This window comes from Thermovibrio ruber, assembly GCF_055380895.1.
Genome location: NZ_AP042397.1, coordinates 1,384,352 through 1,397,631 on the forward strand (window position 1 = coordinate 1,384,352; position 13,280 = coordinate 1,397,631).

General features: G+C 44.3%; 14 protein-coding genes. 8 read left to right on the forward strand and 6 right to left on the reverse strand.

Annotation, left to right across the window (positions count from 1 at the left end; translation table 11 throughout):
• The first annotated feature begins 309 nt into the window (after positions 1-309).
• A complete protein-coding gene (lepB, locus tag ACZ424_RS07425; protein ID WP_464904345.1) occupies positions 310-951 on the forward strand; it encodes a signal peptidase I in 642 nt (213 codons plus the stop codon).
• A 41-nt stretch (positions 952-992) separates the two neighbouring features.
• Here the strand turns inward: lepB and ACZ424_RS07430 are convergent, their stop codons facing one another.
• From ACZ424_RS07430 to murI, 6 genes are all read right to left on the reverse strand, one after another.
• On the reverse strand, positions 993-1,292 hold the full coding sequence (locus tag ACZ424_RS07430) for an HU family DNA-binding protein (RefSeq protein WP_464904346.1): 300 nt from the start codon (positions 1,290-1,292) through the stop codon (positions 993-995).
• Between the two features lie 81 nt (positions 1,293-1,373).
• Positions 1,374-1,637 (reverse strand): DUF167 domain-containing protein, encoded by a 264-nt coding sequence (locus ACZ424_RS07435; protein ID WP_464904347.1) that lies wholly within the window; start codon positions 1,635-1,637, stop codon positions 1,374-1,376.
• Entirely contained in the window at positions 1,597-2,061 is a 465-nt protein-coding gene (locus ACZ424_RS07440) for a DivIVA domain-containing protein (RefSeq protein ID WP_464904348.1), read from the reverse strand. Before ACZ424_RS07440 ends, ACZ424_RS07435 begins: the two co-directional genes overlap by 41 nt.
• 59 nt (positions 2,062-2,120) lie before the next feature.
• A complete protein-coding gene (rdgB, locus tag ACZ424_RS07445) occupies positions 2,121-2,717 on the reverse strand; it encodes an RdgB/HAM1 family non-canonical purine NTP pyrophosphatase (protein WP_464904349.1) in 597 nt (198 codons plus the stop codon).
• The gene (gene rph, locus ACZ424_RS07450) at positions 2,714-3,424 is read right to left on the reverse strand and encodes a ribonuclease PH (RefSeq protein WP_464904350.1); all 711 of its coding nucleotides are present in this window, start codon (positions 3,422-3,424) and stop codon (positions 2,714-2,716) included. The genes rdgB and rph overlap by 4 nt, the downstream gene beginning before the upstream one ends.
• Positions 3,411-4,199, reverse strand: a complete 789-nt coding sequence (murI, locus tag ACZ424_RS07455; RefSeq protein ID WP_464904351.1) for a glutamate racemase — start codon at positions 4,197-4,199, stop codon at positions 3,411-3,413. The genes rph and murI overlap by 14 nt, the downstream gene beginning before the upstream one ends.
• Positions 4,200-4,270: 71 nt before the next feature.
• On the opposite strand from murI, the gene ACZ424_RS07460 reads away from it, so the two are divergent.
• From ACZ424_RS07460 to ACZ424_RS07490, 7 genes are all read left to right on the forward strand, one after another.
• Entirely contained in the window at positions 4,271-6,421 is a 2,151-nt protein-coding gene (locus tag ACZ424_RS07460) for a RelA/SpoT family protein (RefSeq protein WP_464904352.1), read from the forward strand.
• Positions 6,422-6,460: 39 nt separating this feature from the next.
• Entirely contained in the window at positions 6,461-7,063 is a 603-nt protein-coding gene (gene clpP, locus ACZ424_RS07465; protein WP_464904353.1) for an ATP-dependent Clp endopeptidase proteolytic subunit ClpP, read from the forward strand.
• 66 nt (positions 7,064-7,129) lie between these two features.
• The gene (locus tag ACZ424_RS07470; protein WP_464905224.1) at positions 7,130-8,311 is read left to right on the forward strand and encodes a bifunctional 3,4-dihydroxy-2-butanone-4-phosphate synthase/GTP cyclohydrolase II; all 1,182 of its coding nucleotides are present in this window, start codon (positions 7,130-7,132) and stop codon (positions 8,309-8,311) included.
• Positions 8,292-8,588, forward strand: coding sequence for a hypothetical protein (locus tag ACZ424_RS07475; protein ID WP_464904354.1), 297 nt, complete (start codon positions 8,292-8,294; stop codon positions 8,586-8,588). Before ACZ424_RS07470 ends, ACZ424_RS07475 begins: the two co-directional genes overlap by 20 nt.
• 26 nt (positions 8,589-8,614) lie before the next feature.
• Positions 8,615-9,526, forward strand: a complete 912-nt coding sequence (gene pdxA / locus ACZ424_RS07480; RefSeq protein WP_464905225.1) for a 4-hydroxythreonine-4-phosphate dehydrogenase PdxA — start codon at positions 8,615-8,617, stop codon at positions 9,524-9,526.
• Between the two features lie 311 nt (positions 9,527-9,837).
• On the forward strand, positions 9,838-12,177 hold the full coding sequence (locus tag ACZ424_RS07485) for a TolC family protein (protein ID WP_464904355.1): 2,340 nt from the start codon (positions 9,838-9,840) through the stop codon (positions 12,175-12,177).
• 7 nt (positions 12,178-12,184) lie between these two features.
• Positions 12,185-13,177, forward strand: coding sequence for an HlyD family secretion protein (locus tag ACZ424_RS07490; RefSeq protein ID WP_464904356.1), 993 nt, complete (start codon positions 12,185-12,187; stop codon positions 13,175-13,177).
• The last annotated feature ends 103 nt before the right edge of the window (positions 13,178-13,280 follow it).

The following is a 13,280-nucleotide window of genomic DNA, read 5'->3' on the forward strand; positions in this document are numbered from 1 at the left end:
CAGAGCCAGGGAAGACTTTAAAGTGGGAGTAGAAGTAGAGGATGGAGAGAGCTCTTCCAACTGCCTTTCTGGAAGAACTCTCATCCCTAACCTTCTGTTTACCTCTTTTACAAGCTCTCCGTAGCCAATTAACTCTTTTCTCTTTCCAACCTCTATGAGGATCTGTAGAAGGGTTTTTTAGAAGTTATAGCTCACTCCCGTTAAGAAGAGTTTGTCTGTGTGGTATTCAACCCTTCTGGTAGGAGAGAGTTTCCTCATTGAGTCCTCTCCGGGAGTATAATTTGCCGAAAACTGCGCAGGAGTAATTTAATGGGAGAGAAGTTGGTTGAAAACCTTAAGTCTTTAGCGATTGCTCTTGTTCTTGCTCTAATTATAAGAGCGTTTATCGTTCAATCTTTCCACATACCTTCTGGTTCAATGATTCCTACTCTTTTAGTAGGAGACTTTATTCTCGTCGATAAGGTTACATACCACTTTAGGCCAATAGAGAGGGGAGACGTTGTAGTTTTTCACTTTCCCCTTAACGAGGATGTTTACTACATAAAGAGGGTTATTGGCCTTCCAGGAGATAGGGTTCAGGTAAAGGATGGAGTTCTCTACGTCAACGGAAAGCCGTGCAAGTATCAGCCCCTTGGTAAATATACCTACTACGAAAAAGGGACGGAGCATACGGGGGAACTCTACTACGAGTTCCTTCCTAAAAAGAGAGGAGGGGTTAAGAGGCACTACGTCCTGAAGACGGGGATTCAGGGAGATAACACTCCTGTTTTTGTAGTTCCGAAAGGGAAATACTTTATGATGGGGGACAACAGGAACAACAGTTACGATAGCCGTTACTGGGGATTTGTTGACAGAAAGAAAATAGTCGGAATTGCCAGAATTATATTTTTCTCTTGGGATTCAGGGAAGCACATGCCGAGGTTTAACAGGTTTTTCAAGCTTATTAACTGACGGTTCAAAAGGGGGAGGGAGCTCCTCCCCCAACCGAAAGGTTACTTCTTCCTTTTCTTCTTAAGCTCTTTCTCTGTAGCTTCCTTAAGGTCTTTTCCTGGCTTGAAGGCAGGAACGAGTTTTGGAGGAACTTCCACCTTCTCTCCAGTTTTGGGGTTCCTTGCAACCCTTGCAGCCCTTTCCTTCATGAGGAAGGTTCCAAAGCCCCTTATCTCTACCTTGTCTCCTTTCTGAAGGGCTTCGGTTACCACCTCAATGAAGGCGTTGAGAGCTGCTTCTGCATCTTTTTTCCTGATTCCCGCCTTTTCGGCCATTGCGGCTACCAAATCGCTCTTTGTCATGCCGCTCCCTCCTTAATTAAGTTTGTTTAAACTAAGTATTTCAAGGCTTTAAAATGAAAATACTATTATTCCGATATCTTGTCAAGATAGTTCTACCTCTTCTACCCCAAGTTTTTCTTGCAATTTTGCCAAAGTTATCCCCTCTATTCTAACAGTTTTAATCCTGCTGGTTTCCCCTCTCGTTATCTGAATGGAACTCTTTGGAACTTTTAAGGTTTTTGAGAGGAGCTCAACAACTGCCTTGTTAGCCTTTCCCCCTTCAGGAGGGACTGTTACCTTTATCTTCAGCCTCCCTTCCTCCACCTTATCTATCCTGTTCCTTGATGCTTTCGGCTGGACTTTCACCTCTATCTCCAGAGCTCCCTCTCTCTGCCTTACCTTTAACATCTTCCTCAAGCTCCTTTAGTATTCTCGTCATCTCAAGGAGTGCAAGTTTTAAACGGTTTGTCATCTTCTTCTGAGTAAACTTGAGCTTTTCTAACTCAAGCTCAACCTCTTCTTTCCTTTTCTCTAACTCTTTAAGCTCCTTCTTCTTTAACTCAACCAACTTCTCAATCTCTTTCCTGGCTTTTTCCATTACCTCTTCGGCCTTATACTCGGGGGTTTTGGCCTTCAGCCTTTCAACCTCTTTAAGGAGCTCCTCGTATGCTCCTGCAACCGTTGAGAGGAATATCTCAACCTCATCAGGATCGTATCCGAAGAACTTCTTGCTGAACTCTTGGTTCTTTATCTCCTGAGGAGTGAGTCTTCTTTTGTTCTCTTTCTTCATTCTCGTCCTCTTAAAGCTCGTGTTCAGCTTAGATTATAGCAGCAGAATTGCTTAAACTTTTAGAGTTTTTTAACCTCTTTGATTACCTTTATCAGTTTCTCTAAAGCTTTTCCTCTGTGGCTTATTCTGTTTTTCTCTTTTAACGGGAGCTCCGCCATAGTTTCACTGTATCCCTCCGGAATAAAGAGAGGGTCGTATCCGAATCCTTCCGTTCCCCGGGACTCTGTTATCACTCTGCCCTTTACCTCTCCTTCACTCCACAGCCCAAAGCCTTCGGGGAAGGCGACAAAAACGAAAGAGACGTATCTTGCGGGGGAGCTCTCAAGGCCTCTCCTCTTTAGCTCCTCTATTAACTTTCTGTTGTTCTCCTCGTCTGTTGCATTCTCTCCTGCAAAGCGGGAGGAGTAGACTCCGGGCTTTCCCCCTAAGGCCTCAACCTCAAGGCCTGAATCTTCGGCTAAAACCGGCAGGTTAAGTTTCTCTGCGTAGTATGTCGCCTTCTGGTATGCGTTCTCACAGAAGGTTTCTCCCGTCTCTTCAGGAGACTCTAAGTCTGCCACACCATTAAGGGGGACAACCTCTATTCCGAACTCTTTCAGTTTCTCCTGTGCTTCTTTTACCTTTCCCCTATTTTTTGTTGCGAAAACTATTCTCACCCCTTTACTCCTAAAGCCTGCTTCTGAATAGATATGAGTTCCCTTATCCCTTTCTCCCCGAGGTCTAACAGTCTGTTCAGTTCCTCCCTTGAGAAAGGCGCGCCCTCTGCAGTTCCCTGAACTTCAACCAGCAGTCCGCTGTCGTTCATAACTACGTTCATGTCAACTTCTGCCATAGAGTCCTCTTGGTAGTTGAGGTCTAAAAGGAGCTCCCTGTCCACTATTCCAACACTGACTGCTGCGACAAAGTTCTTGACGGCGTTTAACTTCTCTATTTTTTCTAAAGCCCTGTAGAGGGCTACAAAAGCTCCCGTAATAGAGGCAGTTCTTGTTCCTCCGTCTGCCTGAATTACGTCGCAGTCTATCCAAAGGGTCATTTCTCCGAGCTGAGTAAGGTCAACTGCGCTCCTTAAAGACCTGCCTATGAGCCTTTGGATTTCCTGTGTCCTTCCCGTCAACTTTCCCTTTGCAGCCTCTCTAACTGTTCTCTGGGCTGTTGCCCTCGGAAGCATTGAATATTCGGCAGTTACCCAGCCCTGTCCAGTTCCCTTTAGAAAGGGTGGAACTTTCTCCTCAACTGAAGCCGTGCAGATAACTTTCGTGTTTCCAAACTCTATAAAGCATGAACCCTCTGCGTGTTTTATGAAATCAAGTGTTATTTTGACTTCTCTCAGCTGGTCGGGAGCTCTCCCGTCACTCCTTGTCAATCTCAACCTCCTCTATTTCAACTTCCTCTTCCATTATCATTTTAGCTATTCTCTCAAACCGTTCCGTTTTGTCGCTAACCAAGATTCTAACGCTTCCTCTACTGCTTCTGTTCCTTGCCGGAAGGAACCTTTCAACCTCTTTTGCAACTACCCCTGCCGAGTCTACGAGCTTAACGCCTCGGCAGACCCGAGAGAGGACGTTTTTGATTAACGGGTAGTGTGTGCATCCTAAAACCAAAGTGTCTATTCCTTTAGAGAGAAGCTCACCTAGGTATCTTTTCGCAACCATTTCAGTTATCTCGTCGTCAAGCCACCCTTCTTCTATCAGTGGAACAAATAGAGGGCAGGCCTTCTGGTATACTTGACAGAACGGGTCTAAGGAAACTATAGCCTTCCTGTAGGCTTCACTTTTAACTGTTGCTTCTGTTCCTATAACCCCGATTTTTCCCTTTTTGCTGCTCTTTACGGCCTCTCTGGCTCCTGGCTCAACAACTCCTATTACTGGGAAAGGGAACTCCTCCTTTAGTATTTTCAGAGCGTGGGCAGACGAGGTGTTGCAGGCTACAACCACTAATTTGACCTTGAATCTTTCAAGGAGTCTTGTATTTTGAAGGCTATACCTGATTATTGTTCTGTGGGACTTAGTCCCGTAGGGAACTCTGGCTGTGTCTCCGAAGTAGATGAGGTTCTCTGAAGGCAGGAGCTCCCTTAGAGCTTTCAGAACTGTAAGCCCTCCCACCCCAGAGTCAAATATGCCTATCGGGCTTTCCGGCATTGCATCTCCTGTCTTGTCCTATTTAATTTAATTAGGTTAGGCAAAATTTTTCTTGGGTGAAGGTGAGCTAAATGAGGAGCTGCCAAGAAATTATAGACAAAATAAAGGAGTATAGAACAAACTTTGACGAGGAGCTTATAAGGAAGGCCTACGAGTTTGCCAAGGAGAAACATGAGGGTCAGTTTAGGAAGTCTGGTGAGCCTTACTTCGTCCATCCGGCTGAGGTTGCCTACATACTGGCGGAGCTCCGAATGGACACTCCTACCATAGTTGCCGGGCTTCTCCACGATACCGTTGAGGATACAGACACTACAATTGAGGAAATTGAGAAAGGGTTCGGGAAGGAGATAGCCTTTATAGTTAAAGGAGTTACAAAGCTTGAAGGTTACTCCTTTCAGAGTAAAGAGGAGAAAGAGGCCGAAAGCTTCAGGAACTTACTCATTTCCCTGGCAGAGGACATTAGGGTTCTCATAGTTAAGCTTGCCGACAGGCTCCACAATATGAGGACACTTGAGCATATGAAACGGGAGAGTCAGCTGAGAAACGCAAAAGAGACCCTTACGATATACGCCCCTCTGGCGAACAGGCTGGGTATGTATAGGATAAAGAACGAGCTTGAAGACCTCTCTCTGAAATACCTTGACCCAGAATCTTACTACTCAATTGAGAAAAAGGTCAGGGAAAAGAAGAAGAAAATCCTTCCCTATTTGGAAAAGGTAATTGAGACCGTTAAGAAGGAGCTCCAGAAGAACGGTATAAACGTCGACATTCAGTGGAGGATAAAGCACATCTACGGAATATACAGGAAGATGGTTACAAAGGGAATTCCTTTTGAAGAGGTTTACGACGTAGCGGGAATTAGAGTGATAACAGATACCGTTGGAAACTGTTACCAGATACTCGGGATAATCCACGGCCTCTGGACTCCCGTTCCGGGAAGGATAAAGGACTACATAGCCGTTCCAAAGCCCAACATGTATCAGTCCCTCCACACGACAGTTGTAGGCCCAAAGGGGCAGTTCATTGAGTTCCAGATTAGGACTTGGGAGATGCACCAGGTTGCAGAGTTAGGTATAGCTGCCCACTGGAAGTATAAGGAGGGCGGGGGAGTTCTCTCCGAGTCTGAAAAAGAGAGGTTCCTGTGGCTCAGAAATCTGTTGGATTGGGTTAAAGAGGAGAAAGATCCGGGAGAGTTTATAGACTCTGTAAGGAAAGACCTCTACAACGAAGACATCTATGTTTTTACCCCTAAAGGAGACATTAAAACTCTTCCTGTTGGAGCAACTCCCGTTGACTTTGCCTACTCTATTCACACCTCAGTTGGTCACAGGTGTAGGGCTGCAAAGGTTAACGGTAAGTTGGTTCCTCTCAACTACGTCCTAAAGAGCGGAGACAGGGTTGAAATCATAACCGGAAATGAAGAAAAACCTAACAGGGATTGGCTTAACTTTGTAAAGACCTCAAAAGCCCGGCAGGCCATTAAGAGCTTCCTCAGGAAGGAGGAGAACGAGAGGGCTAAAAAGCTCGGTGAGAGTCTCCTTGATAAAGCTCTCAGAAAGATAGGTTCAACACTGAGCTCTGTAGAGGAAGATAGTGAAGCCCTTGAGCGGATAAAGGGTTTAGGCTACTCAAAGCTTGATTCCCTTTTAGTTGATGTAGGTTTTGGAAAGGTTGATCCGGATGTTGCCGCAAGGAAACTTTTAGGCCTTCCCGTTGAAGCAAAGAAGAAAAAGAAAAGACAGCCTAAAAAGGGAGCGGTTGCAATAACCGTTGACGGGATTGACAACATAGCAGTTTCACTGGCTACCTGCTGCCATCCCCTTCCCGGAGACAGGGTCGTTGGAGTTATAAACACCGGAAAGGGAGTAATAATCCACTCGGCCAACTGTGTCGTCGTTAGGCAAATAAGGGAGAGCTCCCCCGGTAAGTTGGTAAAAGTCAACTTCGTTCCATCAGAGGTGGTTTACCCTGCGAAAATAAGGGTTTCTACCGTTGATCAGCCGGGAATGCTTGCACAAGTTTCAGCTGTAATTTCTAAACAGAATATAAACATAAAGTCTGTAACTACACGATCTGTTAATGGAAGGGCAGTCCTTGACTTTATCGTTGAGGTTAGGAGTAGGGAGGAGCTCCAGTCCCTCCTCAACGCAATAAGAGGCGTTAAAGGGGTAATTGCCGCAAAGAGGATACAGAGGGAAAGGGTAAAACAGCTCACCGGTTAGGCATATCTTTTCATTTAGCAAACCAAAAGGAGGTAAGGAATGGAAGAAATTCTCAACCAGTACGTTCCCATAGTTATTGAACAAACGGGAAGGGGTGAAAGGGCTTACGACATCTACTCAAGGCTTTTAAAAGACAGAATTGTAATGCTTGGAACTCCCATAGACGACCACATTGCAAACCTCATAGTTGCCCAGCTCCTCTTCTTAGAGGCTGAAGATCCTGAAAAAGACATCTACCTCTACATAAACAGCCCCGGAGGAGTGGTTACCGCCGGCTTGGCCATCTACGACACGATGCAGTATATAAAGCCTGACGTTGTAACAATCTGTATGGGACAGGCGGCCAGTATGGGTGCGGTTCTGCTGGCGGCAGGAGCTCCCGGCAAGCGCTTTGCCCTTCCCCACGCAAGGATAATGATTCACCAACCCCTCGGAGGATTTCAAGGACAGGCGACAGACATAGAGATACACGCAAAAGAGATACTTCGTCTCAAACAGATGCTTAATGAAATACTTTCCAAGCATACAGGTCAGTCCCTAAGGAAGATTGAACAGGACACGGAGAGAGACTACTTTATGAGTGCAGAAGAGGCCAAGGAATACGGCCTTATAGACAAAGTCCTTACAAGGAGGGGCGAATAGTTGGTTAAAGGCAGGTTCCCCCTTAACAGGGTAGAGGAGGCTATTGAGGACATAAAACAGGGGAAAATGGTTATTGTCGTTGACGATCCGAACAGGGAGAACGAGGGGGACTTGGTTATTGCAGCTGAAAAGGTTACTCCCGAGGCCATTAATTTCATGGCAAAGTATGGAAGAGGGTTAATATGCCTTGCCCTGCCTGAGGAAAGGTGCGAAGAGTTGGGCTTTGAGCCTATGACGGTGAAACCTACAGACCCAAAAGAGACCGCATTCTGCGTCTCCGTTGATGCCCAACCGAGGTTTGGAACGACTACGGGAATCTCTGCCTACGACAGAGCCATAACGATAAAAAGGGCAGTCTCTCCCGACGCAAAACCTGAAGATTTTGTAAAGCCGGGACACGTTTTTCCCTTAAGGGCAAGAAAGGGAGGCGTTCTTAAAAGGTCTGGCCACACCGAAGCTGCCGTTGACCTTGCAAGGCTTGCAGGCCTCTACCCAGCAGGGGTTATATGTGAGATTATGGACGAAGACGGAACTATGATGCGACTCCCAAAACTCCTTGACTATGCCAAAAAGCACGGCCTTAAAGTAATCAACATAGCTGATCTTATTGAGTATAGAATGAAGAGTGAGAGTCTAATAAGGCGTGAGGCCGTTGCGAACCTTCCGACTGTTTACGGAAACTGGAAGATATACGCCTATACATCTTTAGTTGACAACAAAGAACACGTTGCCCTCGTTATGGGAGATATAGACGAGAACGAGCCTGTTTTAGTTAGGGTTCACTCAGAGTGCTTAACGGGAGACGTGTTTGGCTCGCTAAAGTGTGACTGCCGCTCCCAGCTCCACAGGGCGATGGAGATGATAGCTAAGGAAGGGAAAGGGGTAATCGTTTACCTACGTCAGGAAGGTAGAGGTATTGGTCTTGTGAACAAGATAAAAGCCTACCACCTTCAAGACCACGGTTTTGATACCGTTGAGGCCAATAAAAAGCTTGGACTTCCACCAGACATGAGAGATTTCGGTATAGGTGCTCAAATTTTGAGGGATTTAGGCGTTAAGAAGATGCGCCTTATGACTAATAACCCGAAAAAGCTTATCGGCCTTGAAGGTTATGACCTTGAAATCGTAGAGAGAGTTCCAATTATTACTGGGGTTTGCGAGTATAATATCGGCTACCTTCGGACGAAGAAAGAGAAAATGGGGCACTTGATTGACCTGGAGGAGGAAAATGGAGAACAGAGAGTTTGAGATTCCTCAGGAGCTAAAAAACCGGATAATGGGGCTGACGGCTCAAATTAGCTCCCTTTTTGAGGAAACTGTAAAGGAGTATGAGGAGAGGATTTCTCAGCTTGAACAGAGGATTGAAGAGCTTGAGCAGGAGAACATTGAGCTGAAGTATAAACTGAGGCAGCTCAGCAACGACCTGAAGAACCTTAGTGAGAGGATAGCTTCAGAGTTCCTAAAGCGGGCAGAAGCAGTTTTTGAGGGGGGTGAGGAATTAAGGAGAAAGGAGAACCAGCAGTAGGTATAACCTTAGGAGACCCGGCAGGTATAGGGGCTGAAGTTCTCCTTAAGTCCCTGCCCTACCTCCGTTCTTTAAAGAAGGTGTTTGTCGTTTACGGTTCGTCGGGAGTTCTTCGATTTTACGGGGAACTCCTCAACCTCCCCTACTCTTTACCCACCGTTGAGTCCGTTCCGGAAAAGCCCGGGGTTTACCTTAAAGATGTAGTTCCAGAAGTTGAATTTGAAGTTGGCAGGGTTTCAAAACCTTCGGGGAAAGCTCAGTTTGAGTTCCTCAAGTCGGCAGTAAAAGACGCCAAAGAGGGAAAGTTAGACGCAATAGTCACCCTTCCCATAAACAAGGAAGCCATAAGGCTTGCCGGCTTTCAGTTTCCCGGTCATACAGAGTTCCTTGCCCACAGTTTCGGCGTTAGCAGTTTCGGAATGATGCTTGCAAACATAAGGTTGAAGGTTGTTCTCCTTACTACTCACCTTCCCTTGAGCCAAGTTCCTAAAGAGGTAAAAAGGGATGCAGTCTTGGAGAAGCTTCTTCTGATAGAGAGAGCTCTCCCCGGAAGCAGAATCGCCGTTTGTGGACTTAACCCCCACGCAGGGGAAGGAGGCCTATTCGGTAGAGAGGAGATAGAGGAGATAGCTCCTGCCGTAGAGAAGGCGAAAGAGCTCGGTATAAAAGCTTCCGGTCCCTACCCGGCCGATACCGTTTTTAACAGAGCTCTCTCCGATCAGTTTGACGTTGTTCTTGCCATGTATCACGACCAAGGATTAATCCCAGTTAAGCTAACCGGTTTTGGAGAGAGCGTCAACGTTACTTTAGGTTTGCCTATAGTTAGAACTTCAGTTGACCACGGAACAGCATACGACATAGCTGGCAAAGGAGTGGCAGATACGGGGAGCTTTAAAGAGGCTGTAAAGCTTGCACTTGAATTCCTTTCCTATAGGTAATATAATAATATAGATTATTTTATGTAATGTAAGTTTGTTTACTTAAGAGTGGCAACGCTAAGATAGATGGTCTAACAGAGTAGTGAATGGCTTTTTAGAAGCCAGAGAGGAGGTTCAGGAAATGTTCCTCAGGAGATATTCCTGAACGGCTTACAAAAAGTTATTGACGCAACCCTCCGTATTGATACAATTGTTTTGTTAAACATTTTGTCTCGAGGGTTTTTGTGAATATTATCGCTCTGGAGACTTTTTATTTCAATCTGTCCAGAAGTCCTGATGGATGCTCAGCGCCGGAGGGATCCGGAAGGATAATGCGTATTAATAGAAGTTATTTCGTTCTACTATTTTTCCTCTTGTTATTTACCGTTAAAAGTGTACTGGCTTCTGATTTATACAGAAGCTCACCTTATCCCCGCTGGCAGCCTTACGGATTTGGCAAGGTTTCACTTTACTACTTGGAGGAGCGTTTACTAAAGAATAATCCATTAATAAAGGAGAAAGAGACCGAAATTGAAATACTAAAGAAAAGCCTTGAGAATTTTAAAGGAGAGAACTCTGGAACATTTACTGTTGGCTTAGAATATTATCCTTCTTCTTACTATGCAGAGAAGATAATGGGCTATACGTATGGAATTTCTGGAAGGTTCAGATATCCAATTTTGGGAGAGTACGGAGATGTTCAGTATAAGAAGTATCAGCTTAAGGCCTTGATTGAGGTCAAAAGTGCAGAACTTCAACAACTAAAAAATAGCCTTCTTTTCAAGCTTAGAAGTGCTTACGTTGATTACTACTATAGTTTCTTAGTTGAGAATAAGATAAAAGATGCCATTCTTAAGCTCCAAGATATTAAAGCCCGATTAAAACAGCGCTATATTAAGAAATACTCACTGTGGACTGATGTTTTGACTGTAGATACCCTGATAACAAAACTTAGGGCTTCTCTGGCCTCTATATACGAAGAAAGGTTAAAGAGTCTTGCTAATATCAGGTCTTTAGTTTCAGATCCCTACCTCCCAGAGTTTTCTCCTCAGTTAAACTATGGAACTGAACTTACACATCTATACCTTCCACCATCTAACGAGTTAGTAGAGTTTGCAAAGGAGCACAGGAAAGACGTTGAGTTCTTGAAAAAAGCCTACTCTTTGTTTTCAAAGGCAGCTGAGAACTACGGTGATACGTATCCAAAAGCTTGGGTCAACTTAATAGGTTCTGCTACCTCTTACGAAAGGGATGGGGTAGACTCTGGAGTGGGAATAGCTTTAGACTTTACGTTTCCCTGGAAGAAGAGACAGGCGGAAAGAGCTCTGGAAAAAGAGAGGTTCTTGAGGGCTAAAAGGGCTTCTGTTAGGGTTTCTCTACTGACTACTGAACTTATTACTGCCGTTCAAAATGCCGTTAGTAACTTCCAGATCTACAAGAACAAGTATTTGGCTTACAAAAGAGAATACCAGACAGCAGAGCAGAGTAGGAAAGTGTTTGAGGAAAGGTTTGCGTCTGGTATAGTTGGAGGAGGAGATGGCCTTATGGAGTTGGCCTCTCTAATTAACCAGGAAGTTGGAAGTTATCAGCTTATGATGTTGAGCTTTAAGAATATGTTAACCCAATATTTTTCTCTCCTAAACGCTATGGGAGTTCGGGAACTACCTTGGATAGTGAGAACAGCAACAGTTGAACCTACTTTAACCCTCAGAGAACCTGTTGGAAGAGAGATCTTTGGTTCAACAGGTTTACTACTCTTCTCTTATGTATGGGATACTAAAGATCTTCTTTCAAATCCGGCAGTTCAGAGTAGGTTTGTAGAAACTTGTAAGTCTTTAGGTCTAGTTGGAGTTTACATTTCTTTAGACGGTGACCAGATACGCTATTTCCTTGGAACTTTCAATGGAAACCAACAGCTGATGAAGTTTCTCTCTTTTATGAAGTCTCAAGGATTAACTGTTCAGCTCCTCTTAGGGGAGAATACGTGGGTATACCCTGAGAACAGAGAGAAACTATTAGCCATCGTTAAACTCTTTAACAGGTTCAACCTAATTGCCGGTAACAGTGGATTTGACGGTCTCCACCTTGATGTAGAACCACACTCTCTACCAGATTGGAAATATCAGCGAGAGAAACTGGAGTTTTTCTACGTTGAGACATTGAACGAAGTTAAAAAACTTTCTAATAAACCGGTAATCGTAGATGTTTCTCCTGTTTATTTAAAGACTCCCTTCCAGGGAGCAAGTCTTGCTGAAAAAGTTCTTCAAGTAGTAGATGGCGTAAATGTTATGGCCTACTCAACGAACCTTAACTACATAAGAAAAGTAGCACTGTTCTTTTCAAAGCTTGGTTTAAACTACGGGAAACCGGTAACTGTAGCCTTCTCTGTGGAGAAAGACCTTTCAGATCTTGAGACCTTCTACAGGAAACCTATGTCAGAACTCCTGAAAGCTATGGATGTTGTAAAAGAATCTGGAATTAGCTCTGTAGCCTTTCAGGACTTTAGGAACCTTGTTGACTATGCCAGTAAAGTCTCTCCCTCCAGCATAAGGAGGTTGGCAAGCTTTTCTGCAAGGGAAAACCGAGTTTCTATTCCTCCAATAGGTAATCCAAGTTATAAACTTATATTTAACTCTTTATCAACTGCTCCAAAAGAGATCGTTTTAAGGTAAGGGGGATATGAAGAGGTTCTCTTTTTCAAATAAGTTAAAACAGAAAGCTAAAGCTCCAGTTCCTACAGAGATTGAAAGGCCAGTTCAGGAAAAGGAGCCTGTTTTAAGGAAGTGGGTCTTAAGGGGTTTTTTAGTAGCCTTGGTTATAGCGTTGGCCTATTTCGTTTTCAAAGACATTTTGTTTACAGAAGTAAAAGGACTTGTAAAGCCGGAGAAAATAGTAGTTCAGTCCAATACAGACGGTATCTTCATATCTATGGTTTCAGTAGGCGATATCGTTGAGCCTAACCGACTAATTGCAAAGGTCTACAATCCAGACTTAGAAGCCGAGATAAAATCGCTTAAACAGACTTTGGAGCTCTTGATTTCCTGGAGAGATAAACTTAAAAAGGAAAATCTTGCCCGTAAGGAGCTAACAGAGTTTAATCAGGAGCTTTCAACGTTATCAACTTCCCTAACCTTTTCTGATACAGAAACGATAAGGAAACAGCTTAAAGCACTATATAGGGAAAGAGCGGTTATTTTGGAGAACATTGCCAACCTATCGCATAGGTTGAACCAGGTTAAAGAGCTCTTAAGCGTTGGTGCAGCTACCCAACTGGAGGTTGATTCAATCAAGTCAAAGCTTGCCAGCCTTCAGAGTTCCCTGTCTGCTGTAAACTTTAAGATCAATGAACTTAGAGAAAAGCTGAAGAAGGCAGAGGAGTTCAAGCTTCTTGAAAGAAAGGTTAAAGAATCTACTGGCGTTAACCCTATGCTTCCAAACATTGCTTCTATTGACAGTGAGATAGCATCTATTAAATCAAGGTTAGAGGTCTTAGAGTCTAAGGTTTCCAGTGAGTTTATTTCTTTCCCTCACAGAGTAAAGATCGCCTCAATTCTTCCCTCTGGAACCCGTGTAGTTAAGGGTACACAGCTCCTGTCGGTATTGGACATGGAAAAATTCTACGTTGTTGCTTACCTTCCGCCAGATGAAGCTAAGAGTGTGTATAGAGGGTAGGAAGTTAAGATCGTCCTTCCTAACGGAGCCAAACTGAAAGGAACTGTAGAGTCCTTTGAACCAACATTGGTCTTAAAACCGGCTGTTTTAGTTGGTCCATTAG

Coding starts and splice junctions, on each gene's coding strand:
- ACZ424_RS07430 (WP_464904346.1), bottom strand. CDS start 1,292: ATGACAAAGAGCGATTTGGTAGCCGCAATGGCCGAAAAGGCGGGAATC.
- clpP (WP_464904353.1), top strand. CDS start 6,461: ATGGAAGAAATTCTCAACCAGTACGTTCCCATAGTTATTGAACAAACG.
- lepB (WP_464904345.1), top strand. CDS start 310: ATGGGAGAGAAGTTGGTTGAAAACCTTAAGTCTTTAGCGATTGCTCTT.
- murI (WP_464904351.1), bottom strand. CDS start 4,199: ATGCCGGAAAGCCCGATAGGCATATTTGACTCTGGGGTGGGAGGGCTT.
- ACZ424_RS07440 (WP_464904348.1), bottom strand. CDS start 2,061: ATGAAGAAAGAGAACAAAAGAAGACTCACTCCTCAGGAGATAAAGAAC.
- ACZ424_RS07470 (WP_464905224.1), top strand. CDS start 7,130: ATGGTTATTGTCGTTGACGATCCGAACAGGGAGAACGAGGGGGACTTG.
- ACZ424_RS07460 (WP_464904352.1), top strand. CDS start 4,271: ATGAGGAGCTGCCAAGAAATTATAGACAAAATAAAGGAGTATAGAACA.
- ACZ424_RS07490 (WP_464904356.1), top strand. CDS start 12,185: ATGAAGAGGTTCTCTTTTTCAAATAAGTTAAAACAGAAAGCTAAAGCT.
- ACZ424_RS07485 (WP_464904355.1), top strand. CDS start 9,838: ATGCGTATTAATAGAAGTTATTTCGTTCTACTATTTTTCCTCTTGTTA.
- ACZ424_RS07475 (WP_464904354.1), top strand. CDS start 8,292: ATGGAGAACAGAGAGTTTGAGATTCCTCAGGAGCTAAAAAACCGGATA.